General features: G+C 48.1%; 16 protein-coding genes. 10 read left to right on the forward strand and 6 right to left on the reverse strand.

The features are described from left to right. Positions 1-56: 56 nt before the first annotated feature. Positions 57-476 carry a hypothetical protein gene (locus ACEW9O_RS12485; protein ID WP_373550499.1) on the reverse strand — a complete coding sequence of 140 codons (420 nt, stop codon included), beginning with the start codon at positions 474-476 and terminating at the stop codon, positions 57-59. A 571-nt stretch (positions 477-1,047) separates the two neighbouring features. Between ACEW9O_RS12485 and ACEW9O_RS12490 the strand changes: the two genes are divergently transcribed. The 3 genes from ACEW9O_RS12490 to ACEW9O_RS12500 all read left to right on the forward strand — a co-directional run bounded on the left by ACEW9O_RS12490 (position 1,048) and on the right by ACEW9O_RS12500 (position 5,580). Continuing rightward, a complete protein-coding gene (locus ACEW9O_RS12490) occupies positions 1,048-2,217 on the forward strand; it encodes an ATP-binding protein (RefSeq protein ID WP_373550500.1) in 1,170 nt (389 codons plus the stop codon). A gap of 139 nt (positions 2,218-2,356) precedes the next feature. After that, complete coding sequence (locus ACEW9O_RS12495) at positions 2,357-4,819, forward strand: FtsX-like permease family protein (RefSeq protein WP_373550501.1); 2,463 nt, start codon at positions 2,357-2,359, stop codon at positions 4,817-4,819. Between the two features lie 275 nt (positions 4,820-5,094). Next, on the forward strand, positions 5,095-5,580 hold the full coding sequence (locus ACEW9O_RS12500; protein WP_373550502.1) for a hypothetical protein: 486 nt from the start codon (positions 5,095-5,097) through the stop codon (positions 5,578-5,580). A 116-nt stretch (positions 5,581-5,696) separates the two neighbouring features. Here the strand turns inward: ACEW9O_RS12500 and ACEW9O_RS12505 are convergent, their stop codons facing one another. Further along, positions 5,697-6,023, reverse strand: coding sequence for a GNAT family N-acetyltransferase (locus tag ACEW9O_RS12505; protein WP_373550503.1), 327 nt, complete (start codon positions 6,021-6,023; stop codon positions 5,697-5,699). A gap of 99 nt (positions 6,024-6,122) precedes the next feature. On the opposite strand from ACEW9O_RS12505, the gene ACEW9O_RS12510 reads away from it, so the two are divergent. The 5 genes from ACEW9O_RS12510 to ACEW9O_RS12530 all read left to right on the forward strand — a co-directional run bounded on the left by ACEW9O_RS12510 (position 6,123) and on the right by ACEW9O_RS12530 (position 15,400). Then, positions 6,123-8,561, forward strand: coding sequence for a carboxypeptidase-like regulatory domain-containing protein (locus tag ACEW9O_RS12510; protein ID WP_373550504.1), 2,439 nt, complete (start codon positions 6,123-6,125; stop codon positions 8,559-8,561). A gap of 148 nt (positions 8,562-8,709) precedes the next feature. Further along, positions 8,710-9,675, forward strand: coding sequence for an NAD(P)-dependent alcohol dehydrogenase (locus tag ACEW9O_RS12515; RefSeq protein WP_373550505.1), 966 nt, complete (start codon positions 8,710-8,712; stop codon positions 9,673-9,675). A gap of 60 nt (positions 9,676-9,735) precedes the next feature. Next, positions 9,736-10,434, forward strand: coding sequence for a Crp/Fnr family transcriptional regulator (locus tag ACEW9O_RS12520; RefSeq protein ID WP_373550506.1), 699 nt, complete (start codon positions 9,736-9,738; stop codon positions 10,432-10,434). A gap of 157 nt (positions 10,435-10,591) precedes the next feature. Next, a complete protein-coding gene (locus ACEW9O_RS12525; protein ID WP_373550507.1) occupies positions 10,592-12,973 on the forward strand; it encodes an ABC transporter permease in 2,382 nt (793 codons plus the stop codon). Between the two features lie 36 nt (positions 12,974-13,009). Beyond that, a complete protein-coding gene (locus ACEW9O_RS12530; protein ID WP_373550508.1) occupies positions 13,010-15,400 on the forward strand; it encodes an ABC transporter permease in 2,391 nt (796 codons plus the stop codon). 177 nt (positions 15,401-15,577) lie between these two features. Here ACEW9O_RS12530 and ACEW9O_RS12535 read toward each other — a convergent pair whose 3' ends face one another. The 4 genes from ACEW9O_RS12535 to ACEW9O_RS12550 all read right to left on the reverse strand — a co-directional run bounded on the left by ACEW9O_RS12535 (position 15,578) and on the right by ACEW9O_RS12550 (position 17,951). Further along, positions 15,578-15,802, reverse strand: a complete 225-nt coding sequence (locus ACEW9O_RS12535) for a VF530 family DNA-binding protein (protein WP_373550509.1) — start codon at positions 15,800-15,802, stop codon at positions 15,578-15,580. A gap of 38 nt (positions 15,803-15,840) precedes the next feature. After that, the gene (locus ACEW9O_RS12540) at positions 15,841-16,845 is read right to left on the reverse strand and encodes a DUF3500 domain-containing protein (RefSeq protein WP_373550510.1); all 1,005 of its coding nucleotides are present in this window, start codon (positions 16,843-16,845) and stop codon (positions 15,841-15,843) included. Further along, complete coding sequence (locus ACEW9O_RS12545; RefSeq protein WP_373550511.1) at positions 16,805-17,134, reverse strand: hypothetical protein; 330 nt, start codon at positions 17,132-17,134, stop codon at positions 16,805-16,807. Before ACEW9O_RS12545 ends, ACEW9O_RS12540 begins: the two co-directional genes overlap by 41 nt. 289 nt (positions 17,135-17,423) lie before the next feature. Next, a complete protein-coding gene (locus ACEW9O_RS12550) occupies positions 17,424-17,951 on the reverse strand; it encodes an SRPBCC domain-containing protein (protein ID WP_373550512.1) in 528 nt (175 codons plus the stop codon). Positions 17,952-18,495: 544 nt separating this feature from the next. Here ACEW9O_RS12550 and ACEW9O_RS12555 point away from each other — a divergent pair. Together ACEW9O_RS12555 and ACEW9O_RS12560 are read left to right on the forward strand one after the other, a co-directional pair. Next, positions 18,496-21,735 (forward strand): SusC/RagA family TonB-linked outer membrane protein, encoded by a 3,240-nt coding sequence (locus ACEW9O_RS12555; RefSeq protein ID WP_373550513.1) that lies wholly within the window; start codon positions 18,496-18,498, stop codon positions 21,733-21,735. 153 nt (positions 21,736-21,888) lie between these two features. Further along, positions 21,889-23,514: a SusD/RagB family nutrient-binding outer membrane lipoprotein gene (locus tag ACEW9O_RS12560; RefSeq protein WP_373550514.1), complete on the forward strand. Its 1,626-nt coding sequence runs from the start codon at positions 21,889-21,891 to the stop codon at positions 23,512-23,514. The last annotated feature ends 249 nt before the right edge of the window (positions 23,515-23,763 follow it).

Consider the following 23,763-nt stretch of genomic DNA (forward strand, 5'->3'; position numbering starts at 1 on the left):
GGGGAGAAAAAAGGATTGATTTTGGGCTCATAATCCATGTATTGAAAGTTCTCAACCTAAGCCCCCACCGCCGCTAACCACCCTTGCCGCTCAAATACATCTTGCACATCCTGGACAAAACGCTTCCAGTCAAAATTGGCAATCTTCTTTCTGGGTAGCCACTGCTGCATGGTTTCGATGTACTTGGCAGCCATCATGTGCAGCACTTCTTGTTGGGTAGATTTTTGGACTTCGTGGTAGGGGAGGCGTATTTGAGTATGAATTTCTTTAAGCTTGGGTCGGTAACTGAAACCATCCTGGTAGAAATCCTCCTCCTGTTCAATCACATAAATGAAAGCCACTCCAGCAATGTCACCATAGTCGCTGAGCTGTACTTTGGCTTTTAATAGTTCTTCTATACTGACAACATTATCGATGGCCACTTCAAGGGGCACCTCGCGCCAGCTGATGCTGGATACTACAAACGGGTCTCGCATAGTTTTAGTTTTTATGGGGAAATTAGGTTGAAGGAACGAAGAAATAAATGCGTTATTTTGGAAAACAGTTCCCGAAAACATGGGGATTGAGGATTTAAAGGTAAATGCATTAAAAATTCGTAAATATTTTGTTTTTACGACTTAGCCTCTTTAGGGGCGAAATGTGGGTAGAATGATTAGCCCCCCTTTTTTCAAAAGCCCCTTTAGGGGCGAAACATAACCCACATTTCGCCCCTAAAGGGGCTTTGAATGACACTGGTTGTCATTTTTCTACCCATATTTCGCCCCTAAAGGGGCTTTGGAGCCGTATAATTCTAATGCGTTTACCCTGATTGAGGAATTAAAGAAGATGTTTGGAAGGTTTGAGCAATGAACAGGTGTGCTGGCGATTGGGATCGCGTTTTGACGATTGGGGTGCAAAGTGTGAAGGCGGTGGTGGCAAATCTAGTGAAGTCGCTACGGAGTGAGTGAAATAATTGTGTGGGAATTATACCTCAATCGTTGACAACAAGCTGATAAAATCGTATTTTTCCCTGCAATTTCGCCATTGAAAAACGAAATTGCAGGGAAAATGAGCTACATTGCTAGAAAATCAGAAACAGAAATTGTCCGTTTGCTGGATTACTTTCCTGCAGTAGCCATTGTTGGGCCCCGGCAAGTGGGTAAAACATCTTTGGCAAAACATCTGGCAGAAAACAGTGCCCGGGCTACTGTCTATTTTGATCTGGAGGACCCCGATGACCTTGCCAAATTTGCCAATCCTCGGTTGCTACTGGAGCCTCTGGAAGACAAAACCGTTATTCTGGACGAAGTACAGCGCCTGCCGAATTTATTTCCTATACTGCGCAGTGCCATTGATCGAAACCGTAAGCCAGCGCGCTTTATTTTGCTCGGTTCTGCCTCCCCCGACCTTATCCGCGATGCTTCTGAAACCCTAGCTGGCCGCATAGCCTACTTCGAGTTGACGCCATTCTTATGGCAGGAGGTAGCCGATTTGACCGATTGGCGACAACATTGTTTTCGAGGAGGTTTTCACGGTTCTTTATTGGCGCCAGACGAAGAACTGGCCAGGCTTTGGCGTACCAATTTCATCACTACCTATCTGGAACGAGATCTCCCTGCGTTGGGTCTAAAAGCGGAGCCGACGTTGACCCGCCGACTCTGGCAAATGACCGCTCATTTAAGTGGTAGCGTTTTAAATATGGAGACCATCGCCTCAGGTTTGGGGATTGGTAATTCTTCCGTGCGGCGTTATCTGGATTTTTTTGAATCCTCATACCTTATCCGTAGGTTACAACCTTACCTACCCAATCTGCGCAAAAGGCTGATCCGCAGCCCCAAACTGTACTTGCGGGATACCGGGATCTTGCATCAATTACTGGGCGTACCTTCTTTTGAAAGTATGATCGGCAACCCTATTGTTGGAGCATCTTGGGAAACTTATGTCATTGAACAAATCGCAGGCAATTTACCCAACTGGGCTGAGCTGTTTTATTATCGAACGCAAGATGGTACCGAGGCGGATTTGGTCATTGTCAGAGGTGGGATTGCCGAGATATTGGTTGAAATCAAATTTACCACGACCCCCAAACTAACCAAAAGCCTACACATTGCTAAAGCAGACCTGGGTACAACGCGCAATTTTATCATTTGCCCAGTTGCTGATGGCTATCCCTTGGATACGGATGTAAGGGTGCTGGGAATTGGTGAATGGGGGGCGATTTTTGGGGATCGGGGTTAGAATGTTTGTACTGGCAGGTGTGCTGGCGATTGGGATCGCGTTTTTGACAATTGTTGTACAAAGTGTGAAGGCGGCGCTGACGAATCCGGTGAAGAGTTTGAGGAGTAAGTAATTCATTTTTGATCAAAAAAATCAGGTTATGTTCAGGAACTACCTAACCATCGTTTGGAGAAATTTGCTCAAGAATAAGCTCTACACCGGGCTCAATGTAGCAGGACTTACTTTTGGGATGACTTGCTTTTTGTTCATTGCCCTTTTTGTGTTTGACGAACTGACCTTTGACCAACAACATGGCAAAGCGGAACAAATTTACCCCGTGGTCGAACACAAAAATGTCAAAGGAGAAGCGACCACTGTAGCCGCCGCTGGCTTGATGTTGGCAGAACAAGCCAGAATAAGTATTCCCGAAGTAGAAAATACAACGAGAATGCAAAGGACTGGAAGAGCAAACCTCGTGAATCCTGAAAACCCGGTGAATTTTCAGGAAACCATCACCATTGCCGACGCCAATTTTCTAAGCGTATTTGATTTCCCTCTGGTTGTGGGAGACAGAAAGACAGCCTTGAAAGAGCCCAATTCGATCCTGATCACCGAGGATTTGGCCATGCGGCTTTTTGGAAAAATTGAAGTGTTGGGCAAAATGCTGGAATGGAGTCATCTGGACACCCCTTTAAAAATTACGGGTGTCCTGAAAAACCACCCGAGCAATTCGAGTTTCACTTTTAACAACGTAATGACAGATGCCATTTTTGAGCATTCTAACTTCAGAAGACAATTAGGTCCTTCTGATTGGTTGTCCAATAGTTTTTCGGTGTACATGCAGCTAAAACCTGGTGCAAATGCCGAGAACGTTGCCGGGAAACTGAAAAAAATGGTGCTGGACCATTTCACACCAGAAACTGGCACGACCTTCTCTTTCAGCCTACAGCCTTTGAAGGACATGCACCTGAAATCTGAAAACATCGTAGATGGGGCTAGAAACAGCAATGTAGAAGCCATCCCGCAGGGAAATCCTTTGTACATCAAAATATTTGCTTTGGTGGCCTGTTTTATTTTGCTGATCGCAGGCATCAATTACATGAATTTATCTACCGCCCGGGCCACCAATCGCGCCAAAGAAGTGGGCGTAAGGAAATCCATTGGTGCGGAGAGGCGGAATTTAATCACCCAGTTTTTATTGGAGGCTGTGATTGTCTCGGCCTTTTCATTTGTATTGGCTATTCTTTTGGTGAATGTTTTACTGCCTTTCTTCAATACGTTTACGCTCAAAGGATTGTCGCTTGGTTTTGACACTGATTACCGAATTTGGCTGATGGCCATCTCCGCCACGGTTTTGATCAGTTTATTGTCAGGCACTTATCCTGCGCTCTTGCTTTCTGGTTTAAAACCCGTCTTGCTTTTGCGGGGCATTAAAGTCAAAAGTGGCAGTAGTCTGAGCCTCAGGAAAGGTTTGGTCATCACGCAGTTTTCCATTTCAACGCTGATGATTATTGGGACCATTATCCTGTACCAACAAGTCCGGTTTTTGAACAATACCCATTTAGGATTCAACAAAGAACTCATGGTGGTCATTGATGTAAATAGCCGAGCGGCACGGGAGCGTTGTGAGACCATCAAGACGGAAATGAGCAAAATACCCGCAGTGAAAAGTGTGTCCCTCACGTCCAGGGTGCCCGGCGAATGGAAGACTTACCGCAGGGTAAAAATCCATAACCAGGGCAACTCGCCTGATCAAAAAGAGGCTTATTATTTTGCGGTAGACAGAGATTTTACCAAAACCTTCGATGTACAGCTTTTAAGCGGCAGGAACTTTGATAAGCTCCAGGATTCCAGCTCGGTCATCCTCAATGAAACTGCGGCAAAACTGCTGAACATTAGTGAAGCCTCCGGTCAAATCGTAGCCATACCATCGGTAGCTAGCGAAGGGGTTTTCGACCCCCTTGATGACGAAAATACAGTATTTAGTCCGCGAGTAGTTGGCATAGTAAAAGATTTTCACTTTCAGTCGCTGCGGGACAAAATAGAGCCTTTGGTATTGTCCTACATAAGGAACCCCATCCATAGGGTGGATTATTTCACGGCCAGAATTGAGCCTACTGCCATCCAAACTACTTTGGAGAAATTAAAGGCCGTGATGGTCAATGCCGACAAAGAAGACCCTTTTGAATACCATTTTTTGAATGAACAATTGGCCATGTTTTACGCTGAAGATGCCCGTCGCCAAACCTTGATGATTTGGGCAGCCCTGGCAACCATTTTTATTGCCTGCCTCGGGCTGTTTGGTTTGGCTACCTATTCTGCAGAGCAAAGGACCAAAGAAATTGGGGTAAGAAAAGTATTGGGTGCGACGGTGTTGAACCTTAGCTCCATGCTTTCTAAAGACTTTTTGAAATTGGTCGTTGCGGCCAATGTGATTGCCTTGCCAATCGCCTTTTGGGGGGCCAATCAATTGTTGCAAGAGTATTCGTACCACATTGAAATCAAATGGTGGGTGTTTGTTGCGGCGGTGCTGGTTTCGGTGGTGATTGCTTTGGGGACGGTGAGTTATCAGGCGGTGAGGGCGGCGTTGATGAATCCGGTGAAGAGTTTGAGGAGTGAGTGAGCGGGGCTTGCTTTTTTGAAGATGAAATAAAACTATATCATACGTAAAATGCATCATTTGCTTTTTTTCTAGTAGTTTTAAGCGCCTTGCGTCAATTAAAATTGCGGCAAGGTGCTAGACATAGGAAGAGGAGTTGCGGCAATGTTGAAGTTCGCTGAAATAAAAAAAAACCGAAGCAAGAAAATGAGTACATAAATCAAAAAATGATGTAATTTTCTTTTTAAAGAGTTATCACACCAAAATTTACAAGAGAAGCATCTATATAAAATACGACAATGGGTACTAGATCAGGAAAAATCAGTCAATCCTTAGATACAGTTCATAAATGGTTTATGGAACAGGGAGAAGTTTTTATCAGAGTAGAACTCTGGCCAGCAGCAGGTTATACGGATTACTTTCTCTATACTAATTATGAGCAATTCGTGCAGGATTTTAAAGATTTCCCAGCATACTACGAAAATCTATTAAAACATAAGTTTGTGATAGATGTTATTGCTATAAAAAATACATATTTGCCAATACGGGGAATTGCTGGTGATATTTTCTTGGACAAAGCGAAACAAGTATTTAAAAAAGGTGAAGAGTTCTTATTTATGTTCAGTACAAAATCAAATGTTTTCTCACAGTGCGGTCATGTTTATTTGGAAGAAGAAATAAAAGAATATGTAGAAGAGCATACAGGCAAATTTTGTATTTTTGGAAAAGAGCCTGATTATAACTGGCCTCTTAAAGAAGATGTAGAAATTAAGATAAGATGGTAATCTCCGAAATAAAATTGACTAAAATCATGGATGCCTTAAAACTAATTTATATAACACTCCTTTTATTGGTATCATTCAGTTGCAAACAAAATACGACTGAACAAAGAGCCGTAGAGCTAAATCTCCTTCACATACTTCACCACATCCGCCCCAAATCCCAGTTCCTCATACAACTTTCGCGCCCGCTCATTCCCGGCAAAAACATTCAAGGTAAGCCTTTCATAGCCCTCGCTTTCAGCCCATGCCTCAGCTTTGGCCATAAGTAGTTTGCCTACGCCCTGGCCTCTTCCTTCTGGAGCTACAATGAGGTCGGAGATGTGACACTGTTTTGCTTTGAAGTAATGATCACTGCCGGGGTGCAAATGGACGAAACCGAGTGGGGTTTGTGCTTGGTCTTCCGCAATGAAAATGGTAGCTCTGCTTACTTTGGACTTATATGCCACAGGCACCGAGCATTTTCACTTCTTAACCAAAGTCAATGAACCCCACCCAATTCCCCCCGTCCTTTGCAGCATCAATTCATTTTCTAAAACTCGACAAGTATGAAAAGGATCGCTGCAATTACCGCATTGCTGCTGCTATGTACCACTGCCATTTTTTCCCAAAACCTGACCCAAACCGTAAGAGGAACCATCCTGGACGAAGACAGCAAAATGCCACTCATCGGTGCACAAGTGATCGTTCTAGGCAGTGATCCCTTGTTGGGGACTGCCAGCGACGAGCAGGGCAATTTCAGACTCGACAAGGTTCCAATTGGTCGGATCAGCTTACAAGTCTCTTATTTGGGCTACAAAAACGCGATCATCCCCAATATAGTGGTCAACTCGGGTAAAGAAACCCTGCTCAACCTCACCATGCAGGAATCAGCCATCAAAATGGAAGAAGTTGTCATTACTGAAGACAAAAACAAAGGCGAAGCCCTCAACGACATGGCCATGATCAGCGCCCGCTCGATCTCGCCCGAACAAACCAACCGCTACGCGGGCGGCTTCAACGACCCCTCGCGCATCCTCTCCAATTTTGCGGGCATCACTAGCACCCAGGATGGCAGCAACGACATCATCGTACGCGGCAACTCCCCCAAATACGTGCAATGGCGACTAGAAGGCATCCAAATCAGCAATCCTAACCATTTTGCTGACCAAAGCTCCGTAGGTGGCTCGGTCAGTACCCTGAACAACAACATCCTGGCTACTTCTGATTTTCATACTGGCGCCTTCTCTGCCGAATTTGGCGATGTGCTTTCCGGGGTGTACGATGTGAAACTCCGGGCGGGCAACAATGAAAAATTTGAATCCGTGTTTGGTTTTGGCCTGCTTGGCACCGACCTGACCCTGGAGGGGCCTTTCAAAAAAGGTTACGGCGGCTCTTACCTGGTCAATTATCGCTACTCCACCGTTTCCCTGATCCAGGACATTGGGCTAGTCGACAACATCAACGGGTCCCTAAATTTTCAAGATGCGGCCTTCAAAGTAGTACTGCCCACCAAAAAACTAGGTGTATTTTCAGTATTTGGCCTAGGCGGCACCAGCAGTTTTTTATTTGAAGATGTGACTCCAGCCATTTGGGAAACACCGGGGAACAATGGCCAGCGCCGCGAAATCCGCGAAGATTACCAAAAACGCGCCCATTTGCTCAACCTGGGCCTCAACCACACCCTGAGCCTCAGCCCACGCAGCTACCTCAAAACCAGTCTGGCCTATTCCAACGAGGGGATTAAAGACGATGTTTTTGAGTCACAACTCATCAAAATTTACGGCGATAATGGGGAGTATTTGCGCGATTCGGCCCAAAGCCGCAATCTGAATTTCAGTGGTCGTTTGTCAAAACCCACCTACCGGGCGGAACTCACCTACCACCACAAGTTCAACGCCAAAAACAAAATCCAGATCGGCAGCAAATACAGCCTTTTTGCCTACGAATTTGAGCAAAGCCAAATCATCGAAGGCGGCTCTACCCGCTTCAAGCTGATCGATTTTAATGAAAATGTAGGTACCCTGCGCAACTTCGTGAACTGGAAACACCTGCTCAACGACGACCTGAGCATCGTAGCGGGGGTACACAACCTGAATGTACTCCTAAATCAAAAAAGCACCCTGGAGCCCCGCCTGGCCCTGAACTGGCAACTCAGCCCCGGCAGCGCCATCCACGCGGGTTATGGCCTGCACAGCACGATGGAAAGTATCCACAATTACTACGCCCGGGTCAAACAACCCGATGGCAGCATTGCGGAAGTAAACCGCGATCTGGACTTGCTCAAAGCCCATCATTTTGTGCTGGGGTACGAAAAACGATTTGGTCAACACCTGATGGCCAAAGTGGAGCTGTACTACCAAGACCTCTACAATCTGCCCGTGGAAAATCTCGACAGCAGCTATTACGCGACGATCAACGAAGGGTTGGAGTTTCGCTACGTGGATTTAGTCAACAAGGGTACAGGTAAAAACTACGGCATTGAGATCACGCTGGAGCGTTTTTTCCACCGCAACTACTATTTTTTGCTCAACACTTCCTTGTACCAATCCAAATACCGCTCCTTGGAAGGCATAGAACGCAATACCCCTTACAACGGCAACTATCTGGTCAACCTCCTTTTTGGCAAAGAAATCCCCAAACTGGGCCCCAAGCAGAACCGCACTTTGGGACTCAACGCCAAGGTATTCTTCGGTGGTGGCCGCAAGATCATCCCGCTGCTGCGCGACAACAATGGCCAACTGGCCGTTGATCCCGGCAACAATCGTTTCTGGGATTACACCAAAGCTTATGACCGCAGCTTGGGAGATACCTACCAGGTCATCTTATCGGCTAGTTACAAATGGAACCGCCTCCGTGCTACCCACGAAGTTTTTCTTAACCTCGACAATGTGACCAACAATAAGGGAAAAATTTCGGAATTTTACGATGAATCAAAACCCAATAACATTGGCTACCTTACTCAATTTGGGGTATTTCCCAACTTGATGTATCGGGTATATTTTTAAAACAAGTTGAGAAGGTTGAGAGGTTGAGAAGGTTGAGGCTACCGCGAACGCCATTGGCACACGCACACTATCACACACAAACACACACCCATTTTTGCGATAGCCTCAACCTTCTCAACCTTCCTAAACCCTCCTAAACCATTTCACCATGAAAGCAGCCATCCGTTACCAATACGGACCTCCTCGACTATTGAGCGTCGGGGAGGTCCCCCAGCCAGTGCCAGGGGCACACGAAATTTTGGTCAGGGTATACGCCACTACGGTCAATCGCACCGATTGTGCAGTCCTGACGGGTTGGCCACTGGCCATAAGGGCTTTTACAGGTTTGAGCAAGCCCAAATTGCCGATTACAGGCACCGATTTTGCCGGGCAGGTCGTGGGCCTTGGCCAGGAGGTGAATAACTTTAAAATTGGAGATAAAGTATGGGGTTTTAATGACAATGGCCTGGGGTCACATGCTCAATACCTTTGCATCGCCGCAAGTGGCAATGTATTAGAAATGCCTAAAAATACCAGTTATGAAGCAGCGGTGGCCAGTGCCGAAGCTGCCCACTACGCCGTCAATTTCCTCAATAAAATAAAGTTGTACGCGGGTCAAAAAGTGCTGGTGAATGGTGGGACCGGCGCCATTGGCTCGGCCGCGATCCAGTTGCTTAAAACTATGGATGTGCAGGTTACTGCGGTATGTGGAACACCCCATTTGGCTAAAATCCAGGCATTAGGGGCCGATCGAGTGATCGACTACACTGCCGAAGATTTTACCCAACTGAATGAACAATTCGATTTTGTACTGGATGCTGTAGGGAAGAGCACTTTTTTTAAATGCAAACGCTTGTTGAAGCCAGGTGGGGCGTACATCTCTTCGGAATTGGGGCCGGGTTGGCAAAACATTTTTTTGGCTTTGAGTACCCCCATTTTGGGCGGGAAAAAAGTGATTTTCCCGGTTCCGACCGACATCAAAAAGAGTATGCTGGTGGTTCAAGGATTAATTGAAGCAGGCAAATTTCGCCCTTTGATTGACCGAACGTACCCCTTGGAAAAAATCAGCGAAGCTTTTAAATACGTAGGAAGTGGGCAAAAAATCGGGAATGTGATCATCGACTTGGCAGATTGAACACATTACACCTCCTGCATTGAGTCGAAGCAAGTCCCGATTTCATCGAAAATTAAACGCATGTCGGCACAGCCAATGGTATTTTGGGCGATCCCACAAAATGAGATTGCCATGCGACCTGTCAACCAACCAACTTTTTTTGCCCCCTGCCATAGCCTGGATCAATGCACCGACAAATTGATCCAGAATTTGCATTTTTATACCCCTTTACAAACGGAGGAAATCCAGCGGATTGTAGCTGAAACGCCCATTAAAACCCTTAAAAAAGGTAGCTTGTTGTTGCGCGAAGGACAGATTCCACAGGTTTGTTATTACGTATTTAAAGGCTGTGTTCGGGAATATTACCTATTGGACGGAGAGGAAAAAACCAGTGAATTTTACTTGGAAGGGGATTCCATCTCCGATGATTTGGGTAAAATAGAAAGGAAACCTAGCCGAAAATATTGGGAATGCCTGGAAGACACCACCTTATCCGTCTTCTCGCATGCGCAGGAAGAAAAAATGTACCGCCTTTTTCCCTGCATCGAATCCCTGTGTCGCATTGAAACGGAGAAAAAATTTGGGCAATTCCGGGAGCTGATGGCCTTTTACCTCGCCTCCAGCCCCGAAGAACGTTACCTGAACCTGTTAAAAACCCGGCCCAATTTATTAACCCGGGTGCCGCAGTATCAATTGGCGAGTTACCTGGGGATGAAACCTGAATCCTTGAGCCGAATTCGTGGCCGGATACAGTCATCGAAAGAGCGAAGAACCGCTTGAATCCAGAAATCTGACTTGAGTGGAATAGTGTTCAACCCGTACACTCTTGTTCAGTTTTGAACAAGAGCTATTTATGTTTTATTTGTAAAAAATTGAAAATAAATTACTTGAATTATTGGCACAAAAATTGGGGAAATCAATCAAAACACACCCGACTATGTACCGCAGCTATCTCAAAATTGCTTTTCGCAATCTACTCAAAAACAAAGCTTCTACTCTAATCAACATCGGCGGGCTTGCCGTGGGTATGGCCGTAGCCATGTTGATTGGGTTGTGGATTTGGGACGAACTGTCCTACGATCGTTATCACGCCAACTACGAGCAGATCGCGCAGGTGATGCAGCACCAAACCTTCAATGGTGAAGTAGGAACCCAGGTATCCAATCCTGCGCTTATGGGGGGCGAAATTCGCGACAAATACGGGAGTGATTTCAAATACGTCCTACAATCTTCCTGGAATGGCAACCATACGCTGGCTTATCAAGATAAAAAATTGCTCAAACCAGGAAATTACTTTGAACCAGAGGTAGCGGAGATGTTGTCGCTCAACATGCTCCAAGGCACCCGGGATGGGCTGAAAGAGCCTTACACCATTATGTTGTCAGCAAGTGTGGCCAAGGCATTTTTTGGCGATGCTGACCCGATGGGCAAAATGTTCAAAGTGGACAATCAGGCCGATGTAAAAGTGACCGGGGTATACGAAGACCTGCCTTTAAATTCCACTTTCCGCGACATGACCTTTATCCTGCCCTGGAAATTGTACCTGATCAGCAACCCCTGGGTGGAAGAAATGGAAGGCCCCTGGGGCAGCAATTTTACTCAAACCTTTGCCCAGATCGCCGATCATGCCGATATGGCAGCAGTATCGGCCAAAATCAAAAACGTAAAACTGAATAAAGTAGACAAAGAAGAAGCGCGCTACAAACCCGTCGTATTCCTGCACCCCATGTCGCAGTGGCATTTGTACGAAGAGTTTAAGAACGGCAAAAACATCGGCGGTCGCATTCAGACGGTTTGGCTTTTTGGCATCATTGGCCTGTTTGTGTTGCTTCTGGCCTGCATCAATTTTATGAATTTGAGCACCGCTCGTTCCGAAAAACGCGCCAAAGAGGTGGGCATTCGCAAGTCCATTGGGTCGCTGCGCACCCAATTGATCACTCAATTCCTCAGCGAATCCCTACTCGTAGCGATTTTTGCCTTTGTTTTTTCCATCGTCCTGGTCTTGCTGATGTTGCCCTTTTTTAATGAAGTGGCGGATAAAAAAATGTCCATTTTGTGGAGCAATCCACTTTTTTGGACCATTGGCATTGTGTTCAGTCTTCTGACCGGGTTGATTGCAGGTACTTACCCCGCTTTTTACCTGTCTTCCTTCCAACCGCTCAAGGTGTTAAAAGGCACCTTCCGGGTAGGGCGTTGGGCTTCGGTGCCGCGTAAGGTATTGGTAGTTATGCAATTTACAGTGTCCATTACCTTGATTATCGGCACCGTCATTGTTTTTCGCCAAATTGAATTCGCCAAAAATCGCCCCATTGGGTACGAGCGTGATGGCTTGGTTTATTCCGGCATTACCGAACCCATCCATGCCCATTTTGATGCCATCAGTCATGAATTAAAAAGCAGCGGTGCCATCGTGGCCATGACTGGATCCGGCAGTCCTACTACTGAGGTTTGGAATACCAACGGCGGCTTCAATTGGGAAGGAAAAGACCCTAACCTGGGCGTGGATTTCCCCAATAATGCCGTCACGCACGACTACGGCAAAACCGTAGGTTGGAAAATCAAGGCCGGGCGCGACTTCTCCCGGGAATTTGCTTCCGATACTTCTGCCTTCATTTTAAACGAAGCTGCGGTCAAATTCATCGGGTTTAAAGAGCCCATTGGCAGCATCCTGGAGTGGAATGATCAGCCTTATCGGGTAATCGGAGTGGTCGAAGACTTGATCGTTCAATCTCCTTATCAACCCGTACGGCCTTCTTTGTTTCACATTGAAACGGATCAATCCAATCTGGCCATTTTAAAAATCAATCCCGAGCTTAGTCCCAAAGACGCTTTGGGTAAAATCGAAACCATTTTTGCTAAAAATGATCCGGCTTCAGTGTTCAATTTCCAGTTTATAGATGAGGAATACGCCCAAAAGTTTGGCGATGAAGTAAGAACGGGCAAACTGGCTACCTTTTTTGCCATTCTAGCCATCTTTATTTCTTGCTTGGGTTTGTTTGGATTGGCCTCTTTTGTCGCCGAGCAACGCACCAAAGAAATTGGGGTACGCAAAGTCCTAGGTGCAACCATCCTAAGTGTGTGGGGTCTTTTGTCGAAAGAGTTTGTAGCGCTGGTGCTGCTTTCTTGCGTATTGGCTATTCCGCTTTCCTATTATTACTTGCATGCCTGGTTGCAGCAGTTCGAATACCGCACGACGATCTCCTGGTGGATTTTTGTTGCTGCGGTGGTCGGAGCGCTGCTGATTACCTTGCTGACGGTGAGTTATCAAGCGATCCGGGCGGCGGCGGCCAATCCGGTGAAATCCTTGCGAAGCGAATAAAAAATCATCACCTGAACTATTGTCAACCCAACAAGTATGTTTAAAAATAATCTCCGGATCGCCCTGCGAAGCCTTTCCAAGAACAAGGTTTCCTCTTTCATCAACATTGCTGGTTTGGCCGTAGGTATGGCCGTGGCGATGCTGATTGGTTTGTGGATTTGGGATGAACTGTCCTACGACCAACACCACCCCAACTACGAGCGCATTGCCCAGGTGATGCAGCACCAAACCTTCAATGGCCATAGAGGCACCGAATCTTCGATTCCGATTCCCTTGGAGTCAGAATTGCGCAGCAAATACGGCCACAACTTCAAATACCTGGCCATGGCCAGTTGGCAAGGGGAACATATTTTGAGCCAGGGGGAAAAAATGATTACCCAGGAAGGCAACTACATGGACAAGGACATCACCAAAATTTTGTCTTTAGCCATGTTGAAAGGCACCCAAGATGGCTTGAAGGAGCTCAACGCGGTGCTGATTTCTCAATCGACAGCACAAGCCCTTTTTGGCGAAGCCGAGCCGATGGGAAAAATGATCAAAATCGACAATACCCAAGAGGTCAGGGTGAGCGGGGTGTACGCAGATTTACCCTACAACACCACTTTTCATGACCTGCATTTCATTGCACCCTGGGCCTTGTATGTCTCTACGCAGGAATGGGTCAGGAACGCGCGTGATCAAAACCAATGGGGCAACAACTCCTTTCAATTGTTTGCCGAAATCGCTGATCAGGTGGACATGACCCAGCTCAGCGCCAAGATCAAAAATGTCAAATTCGACAAGGTAGACAAGGACGAGAAAAAATTCAAAGCCGAAATCTTCCTGCACCCCATGGAAGATTGGCACCTGAGTTCCAATTGGGAAGAGGGCGTGCAAACGGGTGGTTTTATGCAGTACGTAAAGCTCTTTGCCATCGTGGGAATTTTTGTTCTGCTGCTGGCTTGTATCAACTTTATGAACCTGAGCACGGCGCGCAGCGAAAAACGCGCCAAGGAGGTAGGCATTCGCAAAACCATTGGTTCGGTGCGCGGGCAACTCATCCGGCAATTCTTCAGTGAATCCTTCCTGGTGGTTTGTTTTGCTTTTGTGTTGGCGGTGGTGTTTATCCTGCTGGTTTTGCCTTGGTTCAATGAAGTGGCGGATAAAAAGATGCATTTCCCTTGGGCCGAGCCGGTCTTTTGGTTGTCCAGCTTGGGCTTTATGCTCTTTACTGGAATTGTAGCGGGCAGTTATCCTGCTTTTTACCTTTCCTCCTTTCAGCCCATCAAGGTCTTGAAAGGCACGTTTAAAGCAGGGCGTTTTGCTTCTATCCCGCGCAAAGCCCTGGTGGTGATGCAATTCACCATTTCGGTTACCTTCATCATTGGTACGATCATCGTGTACCAGCAAATTCAACACACCAAAAACCGCCCACTCGGCTACGACAACAAGGGCATCCTCATGATCCAGATGACCTCGCCGGATTTTTCTGGCAAGTTTGACTTACTGCGCAATGAGCTCAAAACCAATGGCACCATCGTGGAAATGGCCGAATCTTCCAGTCCACTAACCGGGGTATGGTCCAACAATGGCGGTTTCAACTGGGAAGGAAAAGACCCCAGCCTGGATGCTGAATTTGCGACCATTTGGGTTTCGCACGATTTTGGCAAAACGGTGAATTGGCAGTTTACCCAGGGTCGGGATTTTTCCCGGGATTTCACCACGGATTCTTCTTCACTGGTCATCAATGAGGCTGCGGTGAAATTTATGAACCTGAAAGAGCCAATTGGCAAAAAAATCCATTGGGGGGACGAAGATTTTACCATCGTTGGCGTCATCAAAGACATGGTGATGCAATCGCCTTACGATCCGGTGAAACAAACCGTGTATTTGCTGAGTTATGAAAATGTGAGTTGGATGAATTTGAAGCTAAATCCTGCCAAAAGCGCCCCTGAATCCTTAGCTGGGGTGAGGGAGGCTTTTAAAAAATACATTCCTGCGGTGCCTTTTGACTACAAATTTGCTGATGAAACGTTCAATGAAAAATTTGAAGCGGAGGAGCGAGTAGGTACGCTGGCAGCAGCATTTGCCGGGCTGGCCGTATTTATCTCCTGCCTGGGTTTGTTTGGATTGGCTTCCTTTGCTGCCGAGCAGCGCACCAAAGAAATTGGCATCCGCAAGGTTTTGGGGGCTTCGGTCAACAACCTCTGGGGTTTGTTGTCGCGTGATTTTGTGGTGCTGGTGTTGATTTCTTGTTTGTTGGCTGTGCCGATCGCTTATTATTATTTGCACGGCTGGCTGCAACAGTACCAATACCGGACGGAGATTTCCTGGTGGGTATTTGGGTTTGCAGCGCTGGGGGCAGTGGTGATTACTTTGCTGACGGTGAGTTTTCAGGCGATTCGGGCAGCGACCATTAACCCGGTGAAGAGTTTGAAAAGTGAGTGACATCACGATAGAAAGGCGAAAGCGACACTTTCTTTATCACAAAGGAAAAAGAAGAGGGCACAAAGGACACAAAGTTAGACGTTGACGACGCTTCGCTTTGTGTCCTTTGGGCTCTTGTTTTTTTTCTTTGTGATAATAAAACGTCGCTTTGGGAATACTCAAAAGCAACCACCAGTCTTACCAATTTTTAAGACTTTCCACATACAACTTTTCCACCTGCTCCCGAGCCCAAGGAGTCTTGCGCAAAAAAGTCAAACTGGACTTAATGCTGGGGTCATGATTGAAACAGCGGATGTTGATTTGCCGCCCCATTTCTTCCCAGCCGTATTGCTCTACCAAGTGAAGCAGAATCTTTTCGAGGGTGATGCCGTGCAGGGGGTTGTTGGGTTGTGGATTGTCCATGGCTCAAATGGATTTATGGGCTTATACAAAGCTGATCACTATTTACTCAAAAAATCCTCGGAAATATCCCGCCAAATGGTATGGTAATGCTGTACGCCGCCATCCCGGTTGCTGAACTCAATGATGAAAGTGTCCGTTTTGACCGAATAGTAGTGCAATTCATTCGTATTGAAACTGCCCTGCCAACTGAAGATCAGGTTATTTTTATTCGCCATGACGCGCTTCAATTTCTCCTGCGCGAGGCTGGGCGTCAGGTTTTCGACCCAGGCTTTGATGATGCCTTCCACAAAACCCTGTTGCTTCGGGGTCATCTCCGTATAACGTACTCCTTTTCGATCCTTCATATGGGCCTCTTTGCCCGTTTGGGTCATCACATCGGCGTCGATTGGGTGGGGCCCGAGCCGGGCTTTTTTCTGCAAATCGGGACTCAGGTCATTGAACAACTGATTGCCAAAATCATTTTCTTCAAACATGAGATAGGCACCCGCGTAGGGCCCGGAACTGGTCAAAGCCGGATTGATGCCCACAAACATGGGCGTACAAGTAACACCTTTGGGCGAATAAGTCAGGTTGAGCGAAATGTGGTGCCCTTCAAATTTCCAGGCCCAAATTTTGTCCTTGCCAGGAGTTCCAAAAATGCTGAACCAGTAGTTTTGATTGCCATAACGCTGGGCGATCGGGCTTTTGGCTTTGCTGAGCCGCTCCAGGATAGCCTGGTCATACTGGATGATAAAGAGTAATTTTTGATAGCCTTGCTGGCTCAACACACAGCGCAAAAGCTGGTGCATGATCACCCGCTGCGAATCGGCCAGGTCGTTCATCTGAACGCCCTTTCGATATACTTGCTCCAGCGGAAGGTTGGACCACTTGGTGCGGGAACTATCGCTAAAAGCTAGGTTGGTGACCGTTTTTTGGGCCGGGGTCAATGTCGCCAGAAAGGCCGTAGCGGCTTTGATGGAAGCGCTTTGGTCAAAAGTGCTTTGGCCAAAAAGGGTGACCGTACTACAGAACAGTACGATAAAAGTGCTGAATTTCATTTTCATGCGATGAGTATTGCAGGTTGGCTGTAAACTTACAATTTTTCGGGTATGGGGTTGGCATGAATGGTTTTTTATTGCCATTGTCCGTCCAGACGGTATTGACGCGATAGATGTTTTTGGCCTGGCGGTGGTGGGTATCAAAACTCAATTCATGGCGCAAAAACAACCCAATCATCAAACATACCGACATGCCGATGGTCAGTCCAGCTACATGCAAGCTGGTGTTGAGCCGCTGGCGAAACAAACGGCGGAGGGTGATGCGCAGGGTGTTTTTGAGTTGGGTTGGCCACATGGTTTTTCGATTTTGTGAATGCTTGGCAGGGTATGGGTGTACTGTGGCAATTTTTGTACCAATTGGATATATTGTTGTTTGTTAGGGGGTTAAAAAGAGAAGGTGGATGGGGAGATGTTCAAAATCGAACAGGGGTGTTCGGATGTGGGAAGGGGAAAATCATAAAAATGATGTTTCTTATCACTACCGCCAGGATAAACCTGACAAAAACGATATAAAACATCATTTTTCAACAAAACAATCCAGTTTTACTTAGCGATTATTTATCCGGGTAATTTAGGTCCAGGGCTTACCTTAACCCTGGAATCCCGGAACCTCCCAACCCCAAATACCCTTCCAATCGATCAAAAGTTTGCCCGAAGCTCTGTACCATAGAACCCACCATGGCCAGGTAATTGGCTTCCTCCTCGGGCGTAGCATGATGCGCCCGGGCTTGCAGGGTCATCCGGCAGTGACCATTCTCCTCTGTGCTCAAGCTGAGTACATTGTACATTTCGGTCGGCCAGGGCATGCCAAAGGGGGCGGGCACTAGGCCGCGGTTTTCATCCGAAAAAGCATTGATGAAGCTCAGCTGCGCTGGTGCCGAGATGTCCAGGTACTCAAAGCGACCCCAGAGTTGGGCACCATCGGGGCCTTGGTGGCAGTAATGGAAGAAACCACCAGGGCGCAGGTCGAGTTGTTGTACCAGGGTTTGGTGGCTGGCGGGGCCCCACCAGGCGGCCAGGGCTTGGGGCTCAGTCCAGGCGGCAAATACGGCTGCGGGTGAATGGGGCAGCAGGCGACTCAGGACAAAAGGGAAAGGGTTTTGGTGATCCATATTGTTTTTTTATAAAAGCAAAAATAAAACAATTTATTTTATCTCCAAACTTGAACCTGCCTTTTCTAAGGTGAAGCCCTAAGGTGTCCTTAGGTGTCTTAGGTGGTGAAGGATTGCCCTGCTGCGCAGGGCTTTTTTATTTTTCACCACCTAAGACACCTAAGGAATTCACCTTAGAGAAGGGTGTTACACCCACTTTGGTCATCCAAATGACAAAGACCCACTTGGCCATTCTCCCCCAAAACGGGTGAGCCTTCCAAGTGCCAAAAAGGCCATTTTTCGACCGTTTTAGTTAAAAAACTGCATTTTATGTATAAAAAACTGCATTTCGTCGCCTAAAAAATCCCCCAATTTGCAGGATTTCCAACTCCAACTCCCCCCGCTATCTTTAGCAAGTTGAAAAGTTGAAGTGTTGAAATGAAGTTTGAAAGTTGGTTAGTATAAAAGACCATTCGTCTCATCTACTTCTAAACTTTTTAGCTTCTCTTCAACATTTCAACACTTCAGCTTTTCAACTAACAATCACTCACTAACCTATGTAAGGATGAAGCCAAATTTGTACTTGTTGGCCATGGGGCTACTGCTGTGTGCAGGGCCCTTGCTGGCTCAGGATCTCAACGTTAGCGGGACCGTCCGATCGAAAGAGGATGGACTCACCCTCCCCGGGGTCAGTATTTTTATCAAAGGGACTACGCGGGGCACCGTAAGCGATATTGATGGCAAATACGCACTGAGTGCCCCCAGCAATGGGGTGCTGGTGTTTAGCTACACCGGTTTTGCCACCATTGAAGAGAACATCAACGGACGCAGCAGCATCGATCTGAATCTGGAGTCCGATATCCTCAAACTCAACGAAGTGGTCGTCACGGCGGTGGGGATTTCCCGGGGGCAAAAAGCCCTGGGGTATTCCATCGAGCGGGTCGACGCCGATAAGGTGCAACAAACCAGTGAACCCGACATGTTGCGCAGCCTTTCGGGCAAGGTACCAGGGGTCAACATCATTGGCTCCAGCGGGGTGCCCGGTAGTGCTACCCGCATCACGTTAAGAGGCAACCGTTCGTTTTTTGGCAACAACCAGCCGCTGATCGTGGTGGACGGGATTCCATACAACAACGAAACCAATGGGGTCAATGCTTCCAGCAATGCCCAATTATCGGGCGGCGGTGCTTTTTCCAGCCGTTTGGCCGATTTGGACCCCAACAACATTGAATCCATCAACGTACTCAAAGGTGGTGCAGCGGCAGCCCTTTACGGCATTCGTGCGGCCAATGGAGTCTTGTTGATTACCACCAAAACGGGGAGCTCCAAGGTGTCGAAAAAGGGACTGGAGGTGACCTATTCTTCTTCAGTAGCCATGGAAAACATCTCCAATGTGCCCGATTACCAGAATACTTATGGCACGGGTACGGGTTTTGTGTTTGCGTTTGCCAATGGTTCCTGGGGTGCACCCTTCAAAAGTGCAGTCAACTACCCCACCATCGACTCCATTCCGATTTGGGCACCTTATGGCAATGCTTTTGCTACTTTGCGGGGCACCAAAACTCCCTATCAGGCTTATCCGAACAACGTGCGCGACTTTTTTGAAACGGGCATGGTGCTGGAAAACTCGCTGACCTTCTCAGGTGGCACCAATAAAAGTAGCCTGATCGCTACGATATCCAAACTGGATCAAACGGGTTACATCCCCAATTCATCTTTTAAAAGATTCAACATGAGTTTGGGCGGCAGCACCAAACTGGACAATGGCCTGGTGCTCAATGGCAATCTGGCTTTCACCAACTCGGTGCAAAACGGCCCGGCGGGTGGTGCCAACAACGCGGTGGGCAATGCTTCGGCTTTTGGCCGGACCATGTTCCTGGGCCGCAACTGGCCGCTACAGGATTTGCCTTTTGAAGATCCCACCACCCGAGCCTCGGTGTTCTTTTTGCCAGTGGGTTCAGCTACCAACCCGTACTGGAGTACCAAGTACGATGGTTTTGGGGCAAATGTCAATCGGGTAGTGGCCAGCCTCGGTGCAGCGTATGACCTGACTCCCTGGTTGAGTGCTGCCTACAAAATTGGCGTCAACAACTATTCCCAAAACGACAAGGAGTGGTTCCGGCCCGGCTCGCGGGGTGCAGGTGGGATTGGTCAAATCGCCGAAGGCAACACCAGCTTTACGGAAATCGAATCCAACTTCCTGCTGACCGCCAGCACTCAACTCAACCCGGATTTTGGCTTCAAAGCCGTAGTAGGACACAACCTGAACCAACGCACGTTCAACGAGCAAAGGTTCAGAGGGCAAAGCATGGTCAATTTTGACATTTTGGACCTCGATAACACTTCCAATGTCATCCCATTTGGTGGAGACTACGAGCGGCGTAGGTTGTACGGTTTTTTCACGGACTTGACCTTCGATTACCGGGGCTGGGCTTTCGTGAATTTCACCGGGCGCAACGACTGGTCTTCCACCTTGCCTTCTGAAAACCGCAGCTTCTTTTATCCCGGCGTGAATGGTTCTTTGGTATTTACGGATGCCCTGAAGATGAAGTCTTCGGTGTTGAACTTCGGTAAAATCCGCGCCAGTTGGGCCACCGTGGGCAACGATGCTCCGGCCTACGCCCTGCAACCCACTTACCTGATCAACCTGGGCAACAGCGCCAATCTGGTGGGTGGCATTCGCCAGAACGACTTCCCTTTCCGGGGTTTGTCTTCGGCTACCTTGTCCAATACTGCTGCCGACCCCAACCTGAAGCCGGAGTTCACCCGCAGTGTGGAAATTGGTACAGAATTGAAGTTTTTCACCGGGCGGATTGGTCTGGATCTGACCTATTACAAAACCCGCACGAAGGACCAGATTGGCCGTTTGTCACTGCCAGCCGCTTCGGGGTTCAGCAACTTGTTGACCAACTTTGGGGTGCTCGACAACGAGGGCATCGAAGTGGGCCTGAGCCTCGATCCATTGCGTTCGGAAAAGGGCCTGAACTGGAACATCTACACCACTTTTACCCACAACAAAAACCTCGTAAGGGAATTGGCACCGGGTTTGGAGGAAATCGAAATCCAGGGTTTGTTTGCGGGTAGTGTGACGCCGGTATTGCGTCCGGGTTTGCCTTACGGGGTGATTCGGGGCACGGTTTCGCTGCGCGACGAGGAGGGCAATTTGCTCATTGACCCCAGCAATGGCCAGTTGATTACGGCTTTGCAGGAGGAAATTGTGGGAGATCCCAACCCGGACTTTCTGCTGGGTTTGACCAATACCTTCTCCTTCCGGGGCCTGAGTCTGAGCGTGGTGCTCGACTACCGCAAGGGTGGCGATTTGTACTCGGGTACGGTCAACCAGATGTTGGGTCGCGGGGTGTTGAAAGACACCGAAAAGCGGGAAATGAACTACGTCATCCCGGGCTTCCTGGGTGATCCGAATACCAACCTGCCCCTCCTGGATGAGCGGGGCAACAAAATCCCGAACAACATCCAACTGGAAATGAACGACTTGTATTTCGGCAACACTTTCGCGGTGAACGGCAACGACGAGTGGGGTGTGTTTGACGCTACCACCATCCGCATCCGCGAGGTAAGCCTGGGTTATACTTTGCCCAAAAATGTGTTGCAGCGCACCCCACTGGGCTCACTGCGCATCAGCCTGACTGGCCGCAACCTTTGGTACCGGGCACCGAATTTCCCAAAATCGACTCGCTTTGATCCAGAGACCAGCACTTTTGGTAGCCAAAACTTTGTGGGTTTTGAATACCAGGCTGCGCCTTCGGTACGGCGGGTGGGTTTGAATTTGCAAGCGACTTTCTAAGGTGCACCTTGGGTGTCTTAGGTTTCTTAGGTGGTGAAAGAATATTTTTTTTACCACCTAAGAAACCTAAGACACTCAAGGGATCACCTAAGGAATTATGAGCCCAAGGCGCTCGTAAGTGCAGCCTTTTAGTATGATGAAAAAGAAAAAAACATGAAAACCAAACATAAATACCTCCTCCATAGCCTCATCGTCGCGGTAGCCCTGCTCGTACTACCCGCGTGTGAAAAAGGCTTTTTGGACATCAACGTGGACCCCAATAACCCCACCGATGTCCCCCTGACCCAATTGTTGCCCTACGCGGAACTGGGCATGTCCAATGCCCTATCCATTCACAGCCAGGGGCTGGGTGAACCAGCGGCCTGTTTTGCGCACTACATCGTAACGCGCAACAACTTCAACAGCTATTTTGCCCAGGGTGGCGACGGCCCGGTCAACGATCCTTGGGAACAATTGTACACCATCGTGCTGACCGACTTGCGGCGCATCATCGATGTGGGCACCGAAGACGAAGCCTGGCATTTTGTGGGTGCAGCCCAATTGATGACCGCTTTTGCGATGGGCACCCTGGTCGACGTGTGGGGTGACGTACCTTATCGCGAGGCCAATCTGGGTTCGCTCAAACCTTATCCGGTGTTTGATCCGGGCAGTCAGGTGTATGCCGATTTGCTCAAACTCGTTGACGAAGCCCAGGTCAATCTGGCCAAAGTGAGCAACGTACGGATGGGCAATGCCGACTTGTATTTTGCCGGGGATGTGGCCAAATGGCAACGGTTTGGCAATACCGTCAAATTGCGCCTGTACAACCAGGCCCGCCTGACCCCCGTTTACGACGACGCAGCGGTAAAAGCGCTGGTGACTGGCAACAAGATCATGGCTGCCGCGACCGACGATTTTGAAATGTTGTACGGCAACGTGGTCTCCCCCGATACCCGGCACCCAACGTTCATCGACGAGTACACCCAGAACAGCCCGCAGTACAACATCAGTCCTTATTTTTACCAAATTATGCAAGGCAAAAGCCAGTTGAATACCATCTTTAAGGACATTGTTGATCCGCGGATTCCATACTATTTTTACAACCAACTGACCCCGGCCCAAGCCGCTCAAAACGCGGTGTCCTACCGGGACGGGGGTTTTGTGTCGATCTGGTTTGGCTCTCTGAACATCGATCCCAACGAGGGTTTTGACCAAAACACCTCCAAAACGTTACTAGGTTTGTACCCAGCCGGGGGCAAATTCGACGATGGCCGTGGAGGAGCTGGTACGTTCAACAGTGGGCTGCGCGGCGCGGGTTTGCACCGCATGTTGACCTATTTCAACAGTTTGTACATCCGGTCGGAACTGGCACTGACCCGCAGCACGGGGGAAAATGCCGAAAACCTGTTCAAACTGGCGATGGAGGAATCTTTTGCCGAAGTGAACCGCATGGCAACCACAGCGGGCGTAGCCAATATCACCAAAGCGAGTATCGATGAATACGTGGGCAAAATCCTGGCGCTGTACCAGGCTGCCAACGATGCGCGCAAGCTGGAATTGATGATGACCCAAAAATGGATTGCCAATTTTGGTTTCAGCATCGAGGCTTACAACGACATCCGCCGCACGGGTTATCCCAAACCCTTCGACCCCACTACAGACAACAACCCTAATACGGAGTTGATCCGCAATTACATCGTCTCCTTCCCTTATCCGACCAGCGACTTACAAATCAATCCCAATGCGCCGAAAAACCAACGGGTGATCGCTACGGATAAGGTTTTTTGGGACTTAAACTAACAATTGCGCGGCCTTCGGCTCGCGTTTTTTAAACAACCACAAATCTGAATCATCTCAAATTTTCAAAACAGGATCAAAATGAAAAATTTGCACAAAGGACACAAAGGCAGCAGTAGAGTAGAGAGAAGCGGCGCCGCCGCTTCTCCCCCTCGTCAAACCGTACGTGCGGTTTTCCCGCATACGGCTTTCCTATGATCTTCGTCATCAGCTTTCACAGGCGAACACCTCTGCCAGTGTATTTTGTCGGGT

This window comes from Haliscomenobacter sp. (assembly GCF_041740695.1).
In the GTDB taxonomy this organism is placed as follows: Bacteria; Bacteroidota; Bacteroidia; order Chitinophagales; family Saprospiraceae; genus Haliscomenobacter.

Bases quoted from the DNA above. Each gene is read 5' to 3' on its own strand.
- ACEW9O_RS12485 (WP_373550499.1), bottom strand. From the start codon at position 476: ATGCGAGACCCGTTTGTAGTATCCAGCATCAGCTGGCGCGAGGTGCCC.
- ACEW9O_RS12490 (WP_373550500.1), top strand. From the start codon at position 1,048: ATGAGCTACATTGCTAGAAAATCAGAAACAGAAATTGTCCGTTTGCTG.
- ACEW9O_RS12495 (WP_373550501.1), top strand. From the start codon at position 2,357: ATGTTCAGGAACTACCTAACCATCGTTTGGAGAAATTTGCTCAAGAAT.
- ACEW9O_RS12500 (WP_373550502.1), top strand. From the start codon at position 5,095: ATGGGTACTAGATCAGGAAAAATCAGTCAATCCTTAGATACAGTTCAT.
- ACEW9O_RS12510 (WP_373550504.1), top strand. From the start codon at position 6,123: ATGAAAAGGATCGCTGCAATTACCGCATTGCTGCTGCTATGTACCACT.
- ACEW9O_RS12515 (WP_373550505.1), top strand. From the start codon at position 8,710: ATGAAAGCAGCCATCCGTTACCAATACGGACCTCCTCGACTATTGAGC.
- ACEW9O_RS12520 (WP_373550506.1), top strand. From the start codon at position 9,736: ATGTCGGCACAGCCAATGGTATTTTGGGCGATCCCACAAAATGAGATT.
- ACEW9O_RS12525 (WP_373550507.1), top strand. From the start codon at position 10,592: ATGTACCGCAGCTATCTCAAAATTGCTTTTCGCAATCTACTCAAAAAC.
- ACEW9O_RS12530 (WP_373550508.1), top strand. From the start codon at position 13,010: ATGTTTAAAAATAATCTCCGGATCGCCCTGCGAAGCCTTTCCAAGAAC.
- ACEW9O_RS12535 (WP_373550509.1), bottom strand. From the start codon at position 15,802: ATGGACAATCCACAACCCAACAACCCCCTGCACGGCATCACCCTCGAA.
- ACEW9O_RS12540 (WP_373550510.1), bottom strand. From the start codon at position 16,845: ATGAAAATGAAATTCAGCACTTTTATCGTACTGTTCTGTAGTACGGTC.
- ACEW9O_RS12545 (WP_373550511.1), bottom strand. From the start codon at position 17,134: ATGTGGCCAACCCAACTCAAAAACACCCTGCGCATCACCCTCCGCCGT.
- ACEW9O_RS12550 (WP_373550512.1), bottom strand. From the start codon at position 17,951: ATGGATCACCAAAACCCTTTCCCTTTTGTCCTGAGTCGCCTGCTGCCC.
- ACEW9O_RS12555 (WP_373550513.1), top strand. From the start codon at position 18,496: ATGAAGCCAAATTTGTACTTGTTGGCCATGGGGCTACTGCTGTGTGCA.
- ACEW9O_RS12560 (WP_373550514.1), top strand. From the start codon at position 21,889: ATGAAAACCAAACATAAATACCTCCTCCATAGCCTCATCGTCGCGGTA.